The organism is Polaribacter sp. IC073, from assembly GCF_007997075.1.
Lineage (GTDB): Bacteria > Bacteroidota > Bacteroidia > Flavobacteriales > Flavobacteriaceae > Polaribacter.
In genome coordinates this window covers 120,374-141,824 of sequence record NZ_VORS01000007.1, presented here as the reverse complement: position 1 = coordinate 141,824, position 21,451 = coordinate 120,374, and the positions used below count along the sequence as shown (strand labels likewise).

The window sequence follows — 21,451 nt, the reverse complement described above, 5'->3', positions numbered from 1 at the left end:
ATTATGAAAACCATAAAAAGTAAACAGCTTCACATCATAGAATATCTATGTGTATTGCTGTTGTTTTTTATGGTTTCTTGCAAAGATCAGGCTAAAAAAGAAGTACAAGAGAATAGAAATCGTTCTGCTTCAGAAATTTTAGGAAATAAAGATTATCTAGCCATTTCTTATGGTGGTTATAGAGAGAAGACAAGGGATATTCAACCTACTATTCAACAATTAAAAGAAGATTTAAGAATAATGTCTGCAATGAATATTAAGATTTTAAGAACCTATAATGTTCATTTAGCACAAGCTTCAAATTTATTAGAAGCCATTTATCAACTTAAAAAAGAGGATGCGAATTTTGAAATGTACGTAATGTTAGGTGCTTGGATAGATTGCAAAAATGCTTTTAATTCTGAAACAGGAAAGCCTATTCACACAAAAGAAAGTGAAAGAAATTCTATTGAAATAGCTACAACCATTTCTTTGGCAAAAAAATACCCAAGTATTGTAAAAGTGATTGCTGTTGGTAATGAAGCCATGGTGAAATGGGCTACAAGTTATTATGTAACTCCAGATATTATTTTAAAATGGGTGAATTATTTACAAGAATTAAAAAAATCTGGAGAATTACCAAAAAATTTATGGATTACGAGTTCAGATAATTTTGCTTCTTGGGGTGGTGGAAGTGAAGAATATCATGTAGAAGAATTAACTAAATTAATTCATGCGGTAGATTTTATTTCGATGCATACTTACCCAATGCATGACACACATTACAACCCTGTTTTTTGGGGGAACTTAGAAACTGAAAAAGAATTTTCTAAGGTAGCTAAAATAGCTGCTACAATGTTAAGAGCTAAAGAATATGCTGTTTCTCAATACAACAGTGTAAAAGTATATATGAAAAGTGTGGGGGCCAACAAACCTATTCATGTTGGCGAAACTGGTTGGGCATCAATATCTAACAAACATTATGGTGCATCTGGTTCTAAAGCCACAGATGAATATAAAGAAGCTATTTATTATAAGTTGATGAGAGCGTGGACAAATGAAGAAAATATTTCTTGTTTTTATTTTGAAGTTTTTGATGAACAATGGAAGGATGCAGAAAATGAATTGGGTTCAGAAAATCATTTTGGTTTGATTAATTTGAAAGGGGAGGCTAAATACCCACTTTGGAGTTTGGTTGATAAAGGAATTTTTAATGGATTAACTAGAGACGGTGAAAAAATTACAAAAACATACAATGGAGAGATAGATATATTGCTAAAAGAGGTAATGTCTCCTCCAAATAAAAAATAATTCTAAAAAATGAAAAATTGCATTGTTTTTTTACTACTTGCCTTTGTTTTTACTTCTTGTATTAAAGAATTAAAGAGTGATGTTGTATCTATTTCTGATAGAAAAATATTGATAAATAAAAATCCGTATTTAATAAAAGGAATCTGTTATCACCCAGTTCCTAAAGGAAGTGATTCAAGAGATTTTAGCAATTTGAAAGAAGATTTAGCTTTGATGAAAGAAGCAGGAATTAATACGATTAGAGTTTATGAACCTATTGAAGACGTAAAGGTTTTAGATGCAATGGATAAAGCTTCAATGAAAGTAATTATTGGTTTTGGGTACAATCAAGGTGGAAAAAATGACATTTTATCCGGTACTTTTATCGATTATGTAAATCAGTTTAAGAATCACAATGCCATTTTAATGTGGGAGTTGGGGAACGAATATAATTATCATCCAGAATGGTTTGAAAATGATATAAAGAACTGGTATGCTGCAATGAATTCCGCAGCAAAAATGATTCATAATACGGATAAAAATCATCCCACAACAACAGCTCATGGAGAATTACCAGATGCGTTAGCACTTAAAATGTCTTCGAATATAGATGTATGGGGAATGAATGTGTACCGATGGGACAATCCCGAAGAAATTTTCTCTCAATGGAAAACAATCAGTAATAAACCGATGTATTTATCTGAAGCGGGCGGAGATAGTTATATGACAATTACAAAAGCGGGTTTCGAAAAAGGAAAAAATGAAAAAGCACAAGCAGTTGCAACTTCAAAAATAGTAAAAAGTGTTTTTTCTAACAAAGAAATTTCTAGTGGTGTGGCGTTATTCTCTTTTACAGATGGTTGGTGGAAAGCAGGAGACAATACAATACAAGATATTGGTGGTTGGGCGCCCAATAGTTCTGGTGTTCCTTATGACGGTGCTCCGAACGAAGAGTTTTGGGGCATCGTAACAATTGATAGAAAAAAGAAAGAAGCATTTGGTGTTGTAAAAGAACTGTATTTAAAAGAACAAAATAATTAAAAGAAAGCGCATGAGAAGATACAAACAAAGCTTGTGTTTTATTTTAGTTTTATTAATGATGAGTTGTGTAAATAATAAAGAAAAATTATCTGTAGTGGTTTATGAAACTTCTGCAAGTGGACATAAACTAACACAAGTTACAGCTTTTGAAATAGGAGAAAATGTATCAACTATTGTACTAAATCCAGACGTACAATTTCAAACAATTACAGGTTTTGGAGGTTCGTTTACAGAATCATCAGCATTTCTTTTAAAGAATCTAAGTAAGAAGAATAGAGATCTTATTTTAGAAGCTTATTTCGGGGAAACTGGGGCAAGATATTCTTTAACAAGAACGCATATGAATTCATGTGATTTTTCACTGAGTCAGTATTCATACGCGCCCATAAAAGGTGATATCGTATTAAATCATTTTTCTATTGAAGAAGATAAAGACGATATCATTCCGATGATTAAAGATGCTATGAAAGTATCAAAAGACGGTTTTAAGATTTTATCGTCTCCTTGGACGGCTCCACCCTGGATGAAGAACAATAACAATTGGGTTGGCGGTAAATTACTTCCGAAATATTACGATACTTGGGCTTTGTTTTTCTCTAAATACGTTACTGCTTATAAAGAAGAGGGAATAGATATTTGGGGTTTTACTGTTGAAAATGAACCTTTAGGAAATGGAAATAACTGGGAAAGTATGCATTTTTCTCCTGATGAAATGACAAATTTTGTTCAAAATTATTTAGGCCCGAAATTGGAGGCAGATAAGCATAATGTTAAGATTTTAGGATATGATCAAAATAGAGAACATTTAAATGAGTGGGTAGATGCTCAATTTAAAAACAAAGAAACTTCAAAATATTTTGATGGAACTGCAATTCATTGGTACGCAAGTACGTATGATTATTTTCCGAATGAATTACAATATGCTCATAAAAAAGCACCAGACAAATACTTAATTCAGTCAGAGGCTTGTGTAGATTCAGAAATACCAAAATGGCAAGATGATGCTTGGTATTGGTCTAAAGAAGCAACAGATTGGGGTTGGGATTGGGCGTCAGAAAAGGACAAATATTTGCACCCAAAATATGCGCCCGTAACTAGATATGCGAGAGACATTATTGGCTGTTTAAATAATTATGTTGATGGTTGGATAGACTGGAACATGGTTTTAGACACACAAGGTGGCCCAAATTGGTTTAAAAATTGGTGTGTTGCGCCAGTAATAGTAGATCCAGAAAAAGATGAGGTTTATTTTACACCAATTTATTATACCCTCTCACATTTTAGCAAATACATTAGACCAGAAGCAAAGATAATTTCTGTTGCTCATTCTGATAAAGAATTAATGGTTACTGCTGCAAAAAATACTGATGAATCTATTGCTGTTGTTATTTTTAATGAAGGTAAGTCACCAAAAAGTTTTATACTTTCCTTAAATGAAACATCAACAAAAGTAAAAATAAATGCACAAGCTATTCAAACCATAATTATTCCATCAAAAATAAGATAAAAATATGTCACAAAAAAGGGTGTTAAAAAAGGGAAAAGTTCCATTTGGACAAAAAATAGCTTTCGGAATTGGTATGTTAGCAAACCAAATGTTTCCTGCAGCTTTGGGTATTTTTATGGTGGTATTAATTCAAAACTTGGGTTTTCCTACTTGGATGTATGCTATTTTATTTTTCTTACCTAGAATTCTAGATGCTTTTACAGATCCTATTATGGGGTTTATTTCAGACAATACCAAGTCTAAATGGGGAAGACGAAGACATTATGTATTTATTGGCGCAATAATAATGGGTATTTCTTATATTCTTATGTGGCAATTGTATAAAGATGATGGTTTGGTATATAATTTTACCTACTTTTTTCTTTGGTCGTTGGTCTTCTATTTGGGATTAACAATTTTTAGTGTTCCTTATGTTGCTATGGGATATGAGATGAGTGATGATTTCCATGAGCGCACAAATATAATGGCTGTAGCACAATGGATAGGGCAGTGGGCTTGGGTAATTGCGCCATGGTTTTGGGTAATTATGTATGATCAAACTTGGTTTCCAACAGTAGAAGCAGCAACAAGAACATTAGCCATTTGGGTAGGTTTGGTTTTTATGCTTTGTGCAATGGTTCCTGCTATATTTATTAAAAGTAAATCAACTTTAAAAGAAGAATACTCTCCATTAACGTTTAAAAATATTGGCGGAAGTTTAAAAGAAATATTAAAAGGATTTAAAGAGGCATTCAAGATTAAACCATTTAAAAAGCTATGTATCTCCACTTTTTTTATATACAATGCTTTCAATACTGTTGCCGGTTTTTCATTTTTTATTATTGTTTACTATTTATTTAATGGGGTAACTGGGCCAGATGGTTCATGGATATGGCCAACGCTTTTTGGTTGTGTTGGGGCTTTGGTAACTACTTTTTTGGTCATTCCTATTGTGACAAGAATGTCTAAAAAAATGGGCAAAAAGCAGGCTTTTATAGTATCTCAAAGTATCTCTATCATTGGTTATGTTTTGTTATGGTTTTTATTTATTCCAGGAAAACCATTTATGATCTTATTAGCGTTACCATTCTTTTCATTTGGTATTGGTGCTTTATTTACCTTAATGATGTCGATGACAGCAGATATTTGTGATTTAGATGAACTTAATTTTGGGCAACGTAGAGAAGGTATTTTCGGAGCTATTTATTGGTGGATGGTAAAATTTGGTTTTGCAATTGCAGGAGGATTAAGCGCGTTAATTATGCTTTTTGTGGGTTTTGATCCAGAATTAGCAACCCAACCAGATGGTGCAATTACAGGATTGCGCATTTTCTTTTCTGTATTTCCAATACTAGGAACATTAATAGCAATATATGTGATGCGCGATTACGATCTAACGGAAGAAAAAGCAAGAGAAATTATACTAGAATTAGACAAAAGAGCCACAGGAACCACAGATGAGATAAAGGGAGAAAAGAATACTCATAGATAATATATAGTGTGAAGCTATTTCAAATGCTAAACCTGTATAGAGGTTAGTAATAGTTTAGGTATTTACAGCACAATTAAAATTAATAAAAGAGCGATTACTTCTGTAGTTGCTCTTTTATATTGCAATAAAAACACTTCATAATGATCGTTATTTTTTGTAAAAGGCTCTTTTTCAGTATCTTTTATAGTTGGCTATCGCTACATATTTTTGGCTAAAAATATTATGTTAAAACCAACCAAACATTACCCATACAAAACTTATTTATTTAGGCTAATACAGATTTTAGTCCATATTTTTTAGGGTTAGTGTTTCTTGTGTTTATGGAGTTATTCTATGAATTATTTAAATTTTTAGTTATTTTATTATGATGTATGTTTTTTGTTGTGGTCTTTTTTAATGAAATAGCAAAGTATAGTTTTAATATTGAGTAATTAACATTTAAATATTTAACACATGAAAAAAATTACTTTACTAATTATCCTTTTGGTTACTTCTTTAGGATATGCGCAACAACAAGAATATCTTTTAGATTTTGAAGATGGAACTCCTTCCGGAACAGCTTCTAATTGGTATACTTTCGATAATGAACCCGCTGCTGCTGAGGTTGTAGACAACCCAGATCTAGACGGTGTAAATAATACGGCTTCTAAAGTTTTAAAAGTAGTTGTAGGGCCTGGAAATGCTTTTTATGCAGGTGTAAACAATAAATGGCAAGATTCTAAATTTGGTACGTGGAAATTAGACATGAGTGTAGCAAGCAACCTAACCTTAAGTATCGATGTAAATAAAAACTATGTTGGTACCGTTGGTATTAAAATGGGAACAAATACCAGTGGAACTTCATTTCAGATAACAGATCAAAATGTTGGGAACACAGTTGTAGATGAATGGCAAACCTTAACTTGGGATCTTTCTGGTATAAATCCTAATGGAGATTTAACGAATATAAATCAAATGGTAGTTTTTGTAGATTGGACGCAAGGTCAAGCAGATAGAGCAGCAAACAGTACCATCTTTATAGACAACATTAAGTTTAACGCAGAAATGTTAACAGCACCAGTTACGGCACCAACGAGTCCTGTTGTTGCAGCACCAACACCAGTACAAGCGGCTGGTAATGTAATTTCTTTATATAGTGATGCTTATACAGATGTAGCTGTAAATAATTTTATTTCTTTTAGTAATGGTGCAACCTTAGAAGATGTAATGATTGAAGGAAATGCAACAAAAAAATATTCTAATTTAGATTATGTAGGGATAGAAACTTTAGGAGCAAATTTAATCGATGCATCTGCAATGACTACTTTACATATGGATATCTGGACACCAGACGCGAATAACTTTAAAGTAAAGGTTGTAGATTTCGGTGCAGATAAAGGATATCAAGGAGGAGATGATTCAGAACACGAAATTGTGTACGCTTCAACAGAAACTGGTCAATGGATTAGTTATGATATTCCATTGACAAACTTCGCTGGTTTAACAGCAAAAACAAATTTAGCGCAGTATATTTTATCTAAAAATCCAGGGGGAACAATTTATATCGACAATATTTATTTTCATAATGATGCAGTGGTTTTAACAGCGCCAGCAGCATCTGCAACAACACCAACAGTTGCAGTAGCAAATGTGTATTCTTTATTTAGTGATACTTATACAAATAATGCACCAAGTTCTTATACACAAGCTTGGGGAGAAGGTACTGTTGCAGATTTTACAGTAGAATCTGACAATATGAAGAAATATTCAGCTTTAAATTTTCAAGCAATCACACTTTCTTCTACCGTAGATTTAGCTAATTACACGCACCTTCATATTGATGTTTGGACGCCAGAAGCAAATGCTTTCGGAATTAAATTTCAAGATTTTGGAGCAGATAATATGGATGAATATCCTAATGCAGATGATTCTGAAATGGAAGTTCAAAGCTCAACTTCTCAAACAGCAGGCGCTTGGGTAAGTCATGATTTTGCAATAGCAGATTTTACAGGATTAACAGGAAAAGCAAACTTAGGTCAGATTCAATTATTATTGGGTTCAGCAACAGGTGGTACCCAAGGAACTGCTTTTGTAGATAACATCTATTTATACACAGCAGCAACTGCAGGTGTTGATAATAATACTTTAGCAAGTGTAAGTTTGTATCCAAATCCGTCAACAAATTTCTTAAATATATCTTCGGATAAAAGAATAGAGAAAGCAAGTATTTATAACATTTTAGGAAAACTTGTACAAACAATTTCTGTAGATGATACATCTAAAATTATAAATGTTTCTAATTTAAGTGCTGGTATTTATTTAATTAAATACACCGTTGAAGACGCCGTAGGAACCGCAAAATTTATCAAACAATAAAAACAATATCGGGGGATATTAATTTATAAACGCTCAAGATATGTCTTGGGCGTTTTTTTTATGCTTTTTATTAATACCAAGACACCTTGTCTTTTATAGCAACCTATCAACAATTTTAAAAGTTATCTAAACTCATAATGTTGGTATAAAAACCGAAATACATTTGTCAATTGTTTCATTAACAATAATACAGAAAGAGTGTTGACTTCTTTTTATGATTTGACCTGCAATTTCCGCAGATAGAAAAGGCTAAATTATTTTTTGGGCGTTTTAACGGGCTTTTCACTATATCTTTTTGTAAAAAACAAAAAGGATGCCGTTTCAATCCCTAACGCGTACAATTTTGTTAGTAAAACATCAAAAGCTAAAATAAAACCGCATTTTAAAACATAAAATAGAAGAAAGATATTAGATTTAATAGTGTTTTCTAATCTCATTAGGTTATCTTATAGTAACAAGAAAAATGAAACAAAAAACAATACAAATATCCGCCAGAAAAGGATAGGAAGGGCGTACTTTTGTAGTTGCGAAAAAAGTAAAGATATGTATCAAAAAATACGATGTAGAGATTTCAAGAAAAAGTCGTAAATTATAGTAGAGAACAAATGAAAGGAAATTAAAAAAATCTTTGGAAAAATTATCAATAAATTCAAAGAGTAAATCCCATTTGAGTTTTGTAAGAACAGATTTTAAACAAGTTCAAAAAATAGAAATCATTTAAGAGCAAGAGAAATCAGCCTAAATAAGATTTTAAAAAAAAGCAGCAATGTGTTATTGCGAAGAAAAGGGAAGTGCTTTTTAAGAGTTGATTTCGTTTTTCTCACAATAAATAATAAATAAAATAATATGGGAACATTAACAAATAACTATATTTTTAAAGCATTAGAGAATTATCCTTATGACTTAGAAGAGGTTATGGAGGCATTAAATTATGCGCTGTCTAGTGATGATAAAAACACGATGGCTTTAACTTTAATGGGCAGAGTGTATTCAGAAAAATTGTACAAATATGAAGAGGCAATTGTCTATTTTAAACAAGCTTTAGCAGAGAATGTTCACGCTTTTGAGGTTTATACACCCTACATTAATACACTTTTATGGAATGAAGATTATAAAGAAGCAGAAGAATTTATAGACTTTGGCTTAACAGTAAAAGGATCTGATAAGGCCGTTTTATATCTAAAAAAGGCAAATTTATACGAGCAATTAAATGATTATAAGAAAGCGTTAGTTTTTATAAAATTAGCAAAAGAATTCACGTTTAATTCAGAATACATGGCAGACATTAATATCGAAAAAGATCGAATTAAAGGAAAAATGCCAAAGAAAAAGAAGAAAGCAAAAGCTTCAAAAAAAGTAAAGAAAAGTAAAGAATAGTTTAAAGGTGTTTTGAAAATATAAACACCTTTTTATTTAAACAAAGCATCTAAAGTTAAAACATCTAAATAACCATCAGCAAATAACTCGTTTTTTTCTTCAAAGCTTTTTATTGCAGTCATGGTTTCTTTTTTAAAAATGCCATCATTTGCTAGGTAATAACCCTGTGAGGTTAATTTTTTTTGAACTTCAAAAATTAAAGGACTCTTTTCACCGTATCTCATGGTTTTAGATGCGTCAAACAAACTCTTAATCTTATTTAAAGCTATCTTTTTTTGATGGTTTTTTAAATTACTACCTGTGTCTTCTAAAAATTTAATTTCTTCGTTAGAGAGTCCTTTTTCTTTCAGTAGAGCAGCTTTTTTTAATTTATTTTCAAAATATTTTACAATTGCTAATTTATCAGCATAGCTATAAACAGCATCTTTAGTTTTAGTAGCATCATCTTTTGGTGTTCTAACATCAATATCATTTGCAGTCCATTGAAGCATTACAAAACTATTTAAGTCTTCAATAGCTTTATAATACTTTATGACCAATTCTTGATTGTGGTATTCTAAATCAATTTTTTTATCAACCTTATAATTCACTTCAGAAGAAGTATATCTTTTGTATTGGTTGTATTTACCATAGCCAATAAAGAAAGCAATAATTAATAATAATATAATTATAATCTGTTTCATAGAAAGATCTTTTAATGAGTAGTAAGCGCTTTAAACAAAAATAGGGAAAAGTATCTAAAAATTTAGATTTTGAAAATTAGAAATTTTTACCGAATATCAAACAAAATAGAATTCTTATTTGGCATCTAAGTAAACCCAATAATTATGTTCTTTACAAAAGACAGAGTGTTCTTCTATAACTTCTAAGATTCCGTTTGCTATAAAAGAGGCTTTAAAGTAAACAGTATTTTCTGTGGAATTTAGTATTTCTAGTTGGGTCCATTTTACAGACTTTGTCCAGGTTTCTAATTCTTCATATTCTTTTTTAGAAAGTCTTGTAGTACTATGATGACTTTTATGTAAATATGCGGTGTCTGCCAAAACAAAAGCACTATACCTAGAACGCATTAATGCTTCTGCAGAAACAACTGTTTCAATATTTATGTGTGCTTTTTTACAACAATTTTTGTATAAAACTTTTGGGTTACAAGGGCAAATCATACTTAATTTATAACTTCGTTTTCTTTAATTCTAAAACAACGTTCTTCACCTAAAAATAATGGATTCCCGTATTTTTCAGACCAAAATCCGTCTAAAATATCCTTAGAAATACATCTGTAAATTACAACACCTTTATAAATAGTGTTTTCATCTCCTTGATAGTTAAAATTAATTACCAAAATATTATCTTTAAAAAAACCGGTTCCAAATTGTTGCTGACTTTTATTAATGAGCCATGTTGCAACAATTCTATTATTTTCGTCTAAAGATACATCCAAAATTCCTTTATAAGAATTTTCAGTTTCATCTTGGTTGCTGCCAAGTATTTGAAACTTGCCAACTAAATCTTCAATATTTATTTTGTGTACCAATACGGATTTTTAAAGTTGTTATTATTTTAGAAAATGTACAAACAGAAAGTTCTTGTTAAGTATAGAAAACTATTCAGTATCTTTTTCTATAATTATGGTTCTTGTAGGGTATGCCAAATCAATAGCATGAGCATCAAAACGAGCTTTTATGGTTTCGTTTACATCGCACTGTAAATCAAAAGAATCTACAAAACTTTTAGACCAAGCCCAAGCACGAATGGTCATTGTAGAGTCGTTTATTTTTGTTAGTGCAGTTTTTACAATAGGCTTACCATCTAATTTTTCTATTGCCGAACGATTGTCTAAAATCAAAGGATGTTTCTCGCATTCTTCTTGCATTATTTGTTTTGCAAGCTTAACGTCACTAGTATAAGAGATGTTCATTTCTACGAATTTACAATTCTTTAATTCGCCTAAATTATAATTAATTAGGCGCTCTTTGTTTATTACAGAATTAGGAATAACAATCATTTTGTTATCAAAACTTCTAATAATTGTATGTCTTAACGTAATATCTGTAACAGTGCCTACTAAACTATCTGTAATTTGAATTATATCATAGATTTTAAATGGTTTAAAAGAGATGATAAAAATTCCGCCAATCAAATTAGACAGTGCTTCTTGAGAGGCAACACCTGCAATAATTACAATGACACCTGCACCTCCTAAAGCCGTTTGTGCAATGCCTTCTAATGATGGAAATGCTAATAAACTAAAAAGTATTCCTATAAAACATATTGAAAAAACGGCTACATATCTTAAAAACTTTAAATTCGTTGGATCTTGATTTTGCTTAATTTTTTCTCGAATACTTCTTTTAAACCAGAGATTGGTTGTGGCTGCAGTAATTATTGTAATTACTGCTAAAAAACCAAGATAAAGCGCTAGTTTAAAATCAGATTTTAATTCACCATAGCTTTCTTCTTCGACAAAAATAAAGCTCAAAGCAATAATGCCTAGAACTAGCCAAAGTGTATTTAATACTGTTTTTAATAATTTTAAAGAAGTAGATTTCTCTCCAGGAAATTTGGCTTCTTCTTTTTTTAATAACCATTGATGTATAAAACGCGTAATAAAATATAAAACAACTACTGCTAAAATTACAATTGCTACGTAAATAAGAAGTGGTTTATATTTTTCTAAAAAATCTATCATTTATATGCTCATTAAATTAATTTTTCACCAATAACACCAATTAGAAATCCAAAAGTGGCGCCTAATGAGGTTAAGTAATTATTCTTTAACTTACTTTCTGGAATAATATCATTTATTAATAAATAAAGAATTCCTCCACTTGCAAATGTCATTAAATGTGCCGTTAAAATAGGCGAATCTGTTAAAAAATAATGCCCAATTAATGCACCTCCAATGCCGAAGAAACTTAAAATGAAAAAAATAATTAATGTTTTCTGTGCTGTAAAACCACTTGCTACCAAATCTCTATAAGAGTTAAAAGCTTCTGGTAAATTTTGTAGTCCTATAAAAACCGCTAGTAAAATGGCCATTTTTGGCTCGACAGCAAAAGTAGCGCCTAAGGCAATAGATTCTGGAATAAAATCCATTAGCATTGCCAATAATGTAGCATTCTTTCCGCCTTTTTTAGCCAAATATTTATCGATAGATAGAAAGATTAAAACTCCTGCGGTAAATGATATTGCCATTGGTAAAACATCTAAATCTTCTAATCCTTTAGGTATTAAAACCAAAGCAACAGCAGACAATATTATTCCTGCACCAAAGGACATCATGGTATGTGTAATCTCATACTTTATAGGTGTTTCTTTAATATGATGATTAAAAAAATTAGCTAAAAGACCACCAATAAAAACGGTAATACCGGCAAATCCAGAAAATAACAGTAAGTTTTGCAACATAATTTAGGGGGTTAAACTACATTTTCTTTCGTACTTACTCTTAAAATAAAGTAGCCAATAATTGCAGAAATAAGTGAGCCTAAAAGAATTCCTATTTTAGCTGAAGTGATGTATTCTGGTGTTGATGCAAATGCTAAACTAGCAATAAAAATAGCCATTGTAAAACCGATACCTGCTATAAATGAAACACCAATAATTTGTTTAAAATTAACGTCTGACGGTATTTGAACCAAATTTAACTTCTTGGCTAAGAAAATAACAGAAGGAATTCCTAAACCTTTACCTAAAACTAAACAAAGTATAATATTTATAACCAACGGAACTTCTATGTCTACAGAACTATCTATTAAAATACCCGCGTTTGCCAATGCAAATAAGGGAATGATAAAATAGGCAACCCAACCATGTAGGTTATGTTCTAAATGTTGTAAAGGAGATTGAAATTTATTAGACCAACCTTCTAAATCATCCATCTGTTCTATTTGTTGTTTCGATAAAATAGGTTTCTTTAAAACATTTGCGTTTTTAATACCTTTAAAGATACCTTCTAATCGATTTATAAATGTAGAAGTTTCTATATTCTGACTAATAGGAACAGAAAGGGCTAATAAAATTCCAGCAACTGTTGGGTGTACTCCAGATTTTAAGAAAAGTAACCAAACAATAATTCCTGTAAAAAATAGAATATATTTTGAGTAATACCCCTTATAAGATAAGAGATATAGAATACCTAATAAGCCTAAACCAATCAATAAAAGTGTCATTTTAATGGTGCCACTGTAAAAAATAGCAATGACCAAAACGGCTTCAATATCATCTACAATTGCAAAAGCGATTAAAAATATTTTAAGACTTAACGGCACTCGTTTTCCTAACGCATTTAAAACGGCTAAAGAAAAAGCAATATCTGTTGCCATAGGAATTCCCCAACCTTTAAAAGTATCTGGGTTTTGATTTAAAAGCATATACAATGCTACAGGAACTATTACACCGCCAACTGCACCAAATAAAGGGAATGCTAATTTTTTCATGGTGTTTAACTCACCAATTAATACTTCTCTTTTTATTTCTAAACCAATTAAAAAGAAGAAAATAGCCATTAGACCATCATTAATCCAAAGTATTAGTGGTTTTTTAAGTTCGAAAGTTTCACTTGTAATTCCAATTTCATAATCCCATAGATAAGTATAGCTGTCTCCAAAACTAGAATTTGCCCAAATTAAGGCAATTATTGTACTTAATAATAATAGGATTCCACTAAATCCTTCAATCTTTACAAATTTTTGTAATGGTGTTAGAAGTACTCTGTTTATCATATGTTTTCTTTATGTAAAGGTTGATTTTCAAAGATAAAAATTTAGAGTGTATTTCTACGCTATAACTGTATATTATTGTTGTTTTTTATTAGAATAAATAGATGTTTTCAAAATATAAAAATTGTTGAGTTTTAAGTATGATTTTAAGCTGATAAATATATGTGTTTGATAGCTTTTTTATAGAATTAAACGGCCACAGCACTTGCTGCTTTTATTTTTTCTTCTTGTTCTTCTTCTTTATCTAAGGTTACTTCACGCACATAACCTTTAGTATCATGTCCTTTTAAACGTTTGCGTAATAAAATAAGGCCTCGTTTATTTAATCCTTCTAGGTTAAGGAAGGAAACGTACACTATAACAGCACCACCTAATAAAACCAACATTCCGTATATTCTTTTAGTGGATATCATTAATGCGTCGAGTTTAATATTTTTGTAAAAACCCATTGCCGTTTGTTGCGACATTGCAGATCTGTCCATTTTTCCTGCCATATTGGTAAAGGCTTCTAAATTCCAAATACCATCTATATAATTAAAAGCAAGACTCCATAAACCTGGTCCAATCATTGTTCTCACAATAATTAGAACTGCGGCGGCACCAAGCATTGCATCTGGTTTTAAGTTACCTAAAGCATACAACCAAACACCTATAAATAGAACAGCCATTCCGAAACCTCTAAATATATTTGGCATAATTAATTGTTCATAGCTTAAACCAGGTGACACTAGGAAATACATAAATATGTAATAAAAAATGAATGCTGAGAAACCTGTTAAAATGTATATTTTTAAGGATTTATCTTTTACCAACCATTTCATACTAAAAATAATAGCAATCAATAATCCTGGAATCATCCATAGGTTAAATGAATTGTCCATTACAGAATCAAATCCTAAAATACCAATTGTAATCTTACTTTGTAGTGAACTACCTGCCAAGAAAAACCCCAACATTAATAGCATTAAACTTCCATGAATAACACTATAGTTTTTAAAGAATCTAAAATGAATAAAAGGGTTGTCTTTAAGTTTTTGATTTATGAGATAGAGAATACCGCCAACAAGTATAATTCCGAGAGCCAGCATGATATTATCGGATCTAAAATAGTTTTGTTGCTTTGCAAAAGAAATCACATAAGCCAATGCTAAAAATACAGATGTAAATAAAAACATACCTGTCCAGTCAATTCCTTTTAAGTCGATTTTTTTATCGTAACGTTGGTTATGCATAAAAATTACCGCTAACGCAGTTAAAAACAACATAACAATTGCCATAATAAAATTTGCATTTTGCCAATATGTAGAAAATCCAAAATGTGCCATAAGGTAGCCAGCTAGTTGAGGAAACACAATTGCAGAAGGATAAAATATAGCGTAAAATTTTGGCCGATTTCCATCGGGACTAATCATGAACATGGTAGGCATAATAAACTCTATCAATGCAAACATTTTAAGATACCCAATGAAGAAGGCACAAGAAACAATCACTAAATTATTATCTGTTGTACCAATCATAAAACTAGCTAATGCCATAAACAAAAGCGTTCTAACCATTAAAAATTTGGTATGAAAACGCAATTTAAAACGAAAGATAATTGGCATACTCACTCCCATACCAACCACACCTGCATAATTTGCAAAAACAATCCACTCATTATGTGTACCAAGACTACTTACCATATAGCTTAAGTTTCCTGTGTAAACACCACTCACCACTAGAATAGGCAGTAGAAAAACAAGAGTTAAAACCAACATTAAGGGTTTTGGCACCCAATCTGCAAACAAGCCTTTATTATACATTTTTAGTCCTTTAAAGTCATAACAACATTCATTCCTACACGTACTTTTTCGAGTAATTTTTTATCATTATTTTTTGTAAATTCTATTTTAACAGGAATGCGCTGTTGAACTTTTACAAAGTTTCCTGCAGAATTATCTGTTGGAATTGCAGAATATTGAGAACCAGTAGCTGCAGAAATAGCTATTATTTTTCCTTCAAACTCTGTTTTACCAATCGCATCGACAGTAAACTTAATTACTTCGCCAATTTGTACCAATGGCATTTGAGTTTCTAATAAATTAGCTTCTACCCACTTTGTGTTTTCTTGTACCAATGCAGAAATTTGTTGTCCTGGTTGAATGTATTGCCCTTCGGTAATTGTTCTTCTTCCCATTACACCATCTTCCGGAGCGGTAATTGCAGTGTATTTAAGGTTTAACTGAGCTCTTTCTAAACCAGCTTCTGCAGCCTTAATTTGTGCATCACTTATGGCTAATTGAGACTCAGTTTCATTTGTAGATAACTTAGCGGTGTTTTTCTGTTTACTTAATGCATTATATTGTGCTTGTAAAGTTTTTACTTGCGTTTCAATTTGTTGATATTGTTGTAGCGTAACGGCATCATTTTCTAATAAATTCTTGTAACGCGCTAAATCTGCTTTAGCGTTGTTTAATTGAGCTTTAACTCCGTACATATTTGCCTGCACGGTACTTTCTCCACTACCAACCCTAACAACAGAAGACATAGTTGCTGCTTTTCCTGCTTTAGCCTGACTTAAGCCTGCTTCAGCTTGTGAAATTGCAATTTTAAATTCTGTTTTGTCAAGTATAAGAAGTGTATCTCCCTTTTTTACCTTTTGGTGTTCTTCAAAATGAATTTCACTAATATACCCAGGTACTCTTGAGTTTATGGGACTTATGTATGCTTTTACTTGTGCATCACTTACGTAAGTATCGTCATTAATATGTAAGTAATTTTTAATTACATACCAAATAACGAGTAGTGTTATGATAAAAACAAAGGCATTTAAAAGAGCTAAATACAGTTTGTTTTTTTTCTTAACTTTTGTTGTTGAAGTTGATTCTGGTGCCTGTGCTGCCATGTTATTTTTTTTAAGTAATGGTTGTTATAGTTGTCCTGTTATGCGCAAAAGTTTCACGTAATTTAAAATAATATTTGTTTGATCATCGAGCATTTGCAATTCTGCTTGTAATTTAATATTTGCTGCATCAATAATTTCTATGTACGTAACCAACTGGTTCTTGTACTTTAACTCGTTAATACGATAATTTTCATCTGCAGCATTTTTGTTTTTAACACTTACTTCACGCTGCTCAACTGCTTGATGGTAATTTTTATAAGCAGCATTTACGTCTGCTTCAACTTGTTGTCTAACAGCTTCTTTGGCTAAAGTTACTTGGTCTATTAAAATTTTATCAACTGCCTCTTTTTTTCGATTTTTAAAAATGGATTCAATATTATACGAAAGGCTCAACCCTGCTTGGTAGGTATTCGAATATAAGTCTGCAGGTGTGCCAGAAGTCTGTGGTCTATTTGCATTATAACCAGCAAAGGCAGCTAATATTGGTGCTCTATCTGATTTTGTAAGTTCTAAATTTTTGTTTGCAATAGCTATTTGTGTATCGCTTGCACTTAATTGTGGGTTTTTTTCGTACGCAATTTCGCGATAGAAGTTTTCATCTTGCTTGCGTATACTATGGTTAATATTCTCTACATCAGGAATGATTAAAACGGTCTCTTCAATACCGGCAAAAAGGGTTAAATTTTTATTTGTAATTAAAATCGCATTTTCAACTTGTAAAATACTTTGTTGTAATTGTCTTTCTAAAACTTCGGCACGTAAAACCTCATTTTTAGTAATCATATTTTGTTTGTAAAACAGTCTTGTGTTTTTTGTACGTTCGATAGCTAAATCTTTATTACTTTCTAAAATTTTCTTTTGATTTTGAAGGTTGTAAAGATTTATATATAACTCTGTGGCACTTAATTTAACTGCTTGTACAGTGTTGTCTAATTGGTTTTCGCTGAGTGTTTTACTAAGTTCAGAAAGTGCAATTGATTTATTTATTTTGCCGCCAGCAAAAATTAATTGATTTGCATTTAGATTGAATTGATTTCCAAAATTCGGCAAATTTACCGTTTGTAATTTTTTAAAACTAGTATCATAAATACGAACATCACTCAAGTAAAAAGCACTTACGTCTGCACTTATATCTGGTAGTCTATTGGTTTTTATTGCTTCAATTTTTGCTTCTGCGATAGCAACAGATATTGTTGCTATTTTTAATTGAATATTATTATCTTGTACCTTTTTAGCAAGCTCTTGTATGGTCATGCTGCGTTTTGGCATCTCTTGTGAAGATACAATCTGACTGCTTAAACCCAATAGAGCTAAAAGTACAATACCCGTTTTGTTTAAAATATTCATATCGTTTTCTGTTGTTTAGAAATACAGGTTTATATTAATTAGTTATCTCCTTTATTTTGAATAATATTTAAAAATACAATTAGTTCGTAACATAACGAACCAAATATTAATAAATTTACGTTAATTTTATTAATACTTATGATTGTTTATAAAAAAGGAGATAATAAACGCACTAATTTTTCCCATAAATGGATGTATTTTGGTCTATTTAACCAAGTTATGGCATTAATTTGGTGAGATACTTTTAAATCGTTGTTAAAGGCTTCTTTTAATTGTTCTGCAATTCTTTTGCTGTAAAGCATCGCATTTACTTCAAAGTTTAAATCGAAACTTCTAAAATCCATATTTGCAGAACCAATAATGGCCAAATCATCATCTACAACCATTGTTTTTGCATGTACAAACCCTTTATTATACTTGTATATTTTTGCACCACATTCTAATAGCTCGGTGTAATAAGCACTCGCAGCTGCGTCTACCATTTTAGAGTCGGAAATACCAGGAATAATTATTTTCACATCCAATCCACTTTGAATGGCAATAATTAATGCGTCCATTAAACTTTCTCCAGGAATAAAATACGGACTCGTAATATAAATGCTTTTTTTGGCAGCGCTAATTGCTTCTAATAACGAATAGAAAATAACAGGATGCGAGCTATCTGGCCCAGAAGCTGCAATTTGCACAACCTCATTTTGTGTGGTTGCTTGTTTTGAATTGATAGGGAAATATATTTCGGAATATTCTAAAGGTGAATTGCTACAAAAATTCCAGTCACATAAAAACAAGTATTGCAAGTAAGAAGAGGCTTGCCCTTTGATCATTAAATGTGTATCTCTCCAATACAAATGCTCTTTTTTATTTAAGTCATTTCTATAAGTGTCACTCATATTTATGCCACCAATAAAACATGTATCGCCATCAATAATTACAATTTTTCTATGGTTTCTGTAGTTAATTCTATTCGCAAAAGCATACCATCTTATTTTGTAGAAAGGTGCAGTTAAAACACCAGCAGCATTTAATTTTTTAATGAATTTTTTTCCTAATGAATGACTGCCAAAATCATCATACATAAAGCGGACTTCAACGCCTTCTTTTGCTTTTCTTATTAAGATCGCTGCAACTTCATTTCCTGTAATATCATTTTCGTAGATATAATATTCTAGATGAATATGTGAAGTTGCTTTTTTTAAGGCTTTTAATAATTCTGGAAATTTTTCTTCACCATTTATTAATAATTTTACTTCAGCATTTGTGGTGAGCGGGCTATTACCTGAATTCCGAAGAAATTCAATTAAATTTTGATATTTATGATCAACCAAATTGGATTTTGAAATAGCATCTGAATACGTTTTTATTTCTGATTTTATGAGTCTTCGAAGTGGTGCATCTTGTACAATTTTTTTAGAATACAGTTTTCTTTTGCGATAATTAATTCCGAAATAAAAATAAAATAAGACACCAATAATAGGAACAAACACAATAAATAGTATGTACGCCAAAGCTTTTGTACTACTTCTGGTATCGTATAATACTCTTACAATAACTAAAATTATTAAGAGTATATAGGTGATTTGTAAAGCAATAATCCAATTCATAATTAGGTTTTATAACAAAACAGGGGTGTTACACAGCAGTCTTATCGAAAGTAAAGAATAATAGTTTTAAAATAATAAACAAATTAAAAGTAGGGCATAGGTTAGTAAAATTATTAATTTTTATAAAAGAATTATAAGGGTTAATTAATCTTACTTTTGTCAGTATTTAATCCGTTATAATGTTTTATTCTAGCAGACCAAGCTCTTTTTTCTATGGGCAATACGTTGTTTTCTTTAGCCCAAATATTCCACTTTTTTTCGAGTTCTAAGACTTTTTTAGGAAAATTTGCAGCAACATTGTATTGTTCAAAAGAGTCTTTTGTCAAGTTGATCAACTCCCAAGGTTCGGAAATATTTCCACGAACAAGTTTCCAATTATCAGATATAATAGCACAACTTTGTTCATGCTGAAAAAAAAGATCACGTTTCTCTAGTTTGTTTTTTTCTAATACGGTAATTAAGCTTTTCCCTTCAAATTGAGGTATTTTTTTTTGATGAAAGGATGTTGGGTATTCAATTCCTGCAATGTCTAAACAAGTCGGTAGAATATCTGTAATATGTGTTAAATCTGTTCTTATTTCACCTTTATATTTAGCAAATTTCTCAGGATAATGTATAATTAAAGGAGAACTAGTGCCTCCCATATACGTAGATATTTTATAATCTCGATAGGGTGTATTACTCAAATCTGCCGTAAGTTGTGAAATATCACCACCTTCTTTAGTAGCGCCATTATCACTTAAAAAAAGAAACACGGTGTTTTCATAAATTCCTTTTTCTTTGGTTGCTTTAATTACTTCTCCAATACCATCATCCATAATTTCTATCATAGCAGCATAGGTTGCCATTTCAGTAATCCATTCTTCTTTCTTCTTTTTAGGTAAAGAAACCCAAGAAGGACGTTTATTATGGTATTCTCGTTCATGAATTGGCAATCCTTCTAGTGTAGAGATCAATCCTTTTTTCTTTAAATTCTCATAACGTTGCGCTCTCAAAACGTCATAACCAACTTGGTATCTTTCACGACATTTATCAATTCTATCTTTAGGAGCCTCCAATGGTCTGTGAGGTGCATAATGCGCCAAATACAAAAACATTGGTTTTTCTGTATTGTGTTTTTTAATAAAACCAACCGCATTTTCTGTAATGGCATCTGTGTAATAATAATTGGCTGGAAAATCTTTAATAACAGTTTCATTTTTTACCAAACCATTTACTTTATAGTAACTTCCACCACCAGGTAATCCTGCGTATGATTCGTTAAAACCACGTTCAAAAGGCCAACTCCCATTGGGTTTAACAGCACCTAACTTATACGAATCATCAAGTGTTAAATGCCATTTTCCCGATAAATAGGTGTAATAATTGTTGTCTTTTAAGATTTCTGCAATTGTAGGAATCGTAGCAGAAAGTTGACCTCGATATGCTTCCCGATGTTCATCTACAGCAGTCATCCATCCCATTTCTGCAGCAAACTGATTTCGACCAGTAAGCAAAGCGGCTCTACTTGGGCAACAACGCCCAGTATTTTTAAACTGACTGAAACGAATGCCTTGAGTTGCCAAAACATCAATATTTGGTGTTTTTATTTCGCCACCATAACTCCCTAAATCAGAAAACCCCATATCATCACACATAATAAGTACGATATTGGGCTTTTCTGTAGCGGTTGTTTGTTCTTTATTTTTTTTACTTGTGATGCAAGATGTTACTAATAAAAAAGTGAGAATAAATAAACGTATTTTTTTCAAAATGAATAATTTTAAATCTTTAAAGAATAACCAACCAAACTTGTTACTTACTATATAGGTTTAAAATAGAGTGCTTTTATTCCTGTAAGAAACATCAATTTAGCTATAAAATTTGATAAAAAAAAAC

Annotated in this window: 17 protein-coding genes; 6 read left to right on the top strand and 11 right to left on the bottom strand. The window is 31.2% G+C overall.

The window, feature by feature from the left end:
* Positions 1 to 3: 3 nt before the first annotated feature.
* From ES045_RS11555 to ES045_RS11530, 6 genes are all read left to right on the top strand, one after another.
* Complete coding sequence (locus ES045_RS11555; protein WP_189663091.1) at positions 4 to 1,290, top strand: glycosyl hydrolase family 17 protein; 1,287 nt, start codon at positions 4 to 6, stop codon at positions 1,288 to 1,290.
* Between the two features lie 9 nt (positions 1,291 to 1,299).
* Entirely contained in the window at positions 1,300 to 2,310 is a 1,011-nt protein-coding gene (locus ES045_RS11550) for a glycoside hydrolase family 2 TIM barrel-domain containing protein (protein WP_147116441.1), read from the top strand.
* A 10-nt stretch (positions 2,311 to 2,320) separates the two neighbouring features.
* Complete coding sequence (locus ES045_RS11545; protein WP_147116440.1) at positions 2,321 to 3,817, top strand: glycoside hydrolase family 30 protein; 1,497 nt, start codon at positions 2,321 to 2,323, stop codon at positions 3,815 to 3,817.
* Positions 3,818 to 3,821: 4 nt separating this feature from the next.
* Positions 3,822 to 5,288, top strand: coding sequence for an MFS transporter (locus ES045_RS11540; protein WP_147116439.1), 1,467 nt, complete (start codon positions 3,822 to 3,824; stop codon positions 5,286 to 5,288).
* Between the two features lie 453 nt (positions 5,289 to 5,741).
* Positions 5,742 to 7,643 (top strand): T9SS type A sorting domain-containing protein, encoded by a 1,902-nt coding sequence (locus ES045_RS11535; protein ID WP_147116438.1) that lies wholly within the window; start codon positions 5,742 to 5,744, stop codon positions 7,641 to 7,643.
* 846 nt (positions 7,644 to 8,489) lie between these two features.
* The gene (locus ES045_RS11530; protein ID WP_147116437.1) at positions 8,490 to 9,020 is read left to right on the top strand and encodes a tetratricopeptide repeat protein; all 531 of its coding nucleotides are present in this window, start codon (positions 8,490 to 8,492) and stop codon (positions 9,018 to 9,020) included.
* Positions 9,021 to 9,052: 32 nt separating this feature from the next.
* Here the strand turns inward: ES045_RS11530 and ES045_RS11525 are convergent, their stop codons facing one another.
* From ES045_RS11525 to ES045_RS11475, 11 genes are all read right to left on the bottom strand, one after another.
* Positions 9,053 to 9,703 (bottom strand): peptidoglycan-binding domain-containing protein, encoded by a 651-nt coding sequence (locus ES045_RS11525; RefSeq protein WP_147116436.1) that lies wholly within the window; start codon positions 9,701 to 9,703, stop codon positions 9,053 to 9,055.
* 114 nt (positions 9,704 to 9,817) lie between these two features.
* Positions 9,818 to 10,183, bottom strand: coding sequence for a YchJ family protein (locus ES045_RS11520; protein WP_147116435.1), 366 nt, complete (start codon positions 10,181 to 10,183; stop codon positions 9,818 to 9,820).
* A gap of 2 nt (positions 10,184 to 10,185) precedes the next feature.
* A complete protein-coding gene (locus ES045_RS11515) occupies positions 10,186 to 10,542 on the bottom strand; it encodes a hypothetical protein (protein ID WP_147116574.1) in 357 nt (118 codons plus the stop codon).
* 81 nt (positions 10,543 to 10,623) lie between these two features.
* Positions 10,624 to 11,709, bottom strand: a complete 1,086-nt coding sequence (locus tag ES045_RS11510; protein ID WP_147116434.1) for a mechanosensitive ion channel family protein — start codon at positions 11,707 to 11,709, stop codon at positions 10,624 to 10,626.
* A gap of 11 nt (positions 11,710 to 11,720) precedes the next feature.
* Positions 11,721 to 12,428 carry a ZIP family metal transporter gene (locus tag ES045_RS11505; protein WP_147116433.1) on the bottom strand — a complete coding sequence of 236 codons (708 nt, stop codon included), beginning with the start codon at positions 12,426 to 12,428 and terminating at the stop codon, positions 11,721 to 11,723.
* Between the two features lie 11 nt (positions 12,429 to 12,439).
* Positions 12,440 to 13,744, bottom strand: coding sequence for a Na+/H+ antiporter NhaA (gene nhaA / locus ES045_RS11500; protein WP_147116432.1), 1,305 nt, complete (start codon positions 13,742 to 13,744; stop codon positions 12,440 to 12,442).
* A gap of 185 nt (positions 13,745 to 13,929) precedes the next feature.
* Positions 13,930 to 15,543 (bottom strand): hypothetical protein, encoded by a 1,614-nt coding sequence (locus ES045_RS11495; protein ID WP_147116431.1) that lies wholly within the window; start codon positions 15,541 to 15,543, stop codon positions 13,930 to 13,932.
* A 2-nt stretch (positions 15,544 to 15,545) separates the two neighbouring features.
* Entirely contained in the window at positions 15,546 to 16,625 is a 1,080-nt protein-coding gene (locus ES045_RS11490; protein WP_147116430.1) for an HlyD family secretion protein, read from the bottom strand.
* A gap of 24 nt (positions 16,626 to 16,649) precedes the next feature.
* The gene (locus ES045_RS11485; protein WP_147116429.1) at positions 16,650 to 17,972 is read right to left on the bottom strand and encodes a TolC family protein; all 1,323 of its coding nucleotides are present in this window, start codon (positions 17,970 to 17,972) and stop codon (positions 16,650 to 16,652) included.
* A 146-nt stretch (positions 17,973 to 18,118) separates the two neighbouring features.
* Positions 18,119 to 19,573 carry a cardiolipin synthase gene (cls, locus tag ES045_RS11480; RefSeq protein ID WP_147116428.1) on the bottom strand — a complete coding sequence of 485 codons (1,455 nt, stop codon included), beginning with the start codon at positions 19,571 to 19,573 and terminating at the stop codon, positions 18,119 to 18,121.
* A 140-nt stretch (positions 19,574 to 19,713) separates the two neighbouring features.
* Positions 19,714 to 21,324 (bottom strand): arylsulfatase, encoded by a 1,611-nt coding sequence (locus ES045_RS11475; protein WP_223267243.1) that lies wholly within the window; start codon positions 21,322 to 21,324, stop codon positions 19,714 to 19,716.
* Positions 21,325 to 21,451 lie beyond the last annotated feature (127 nt).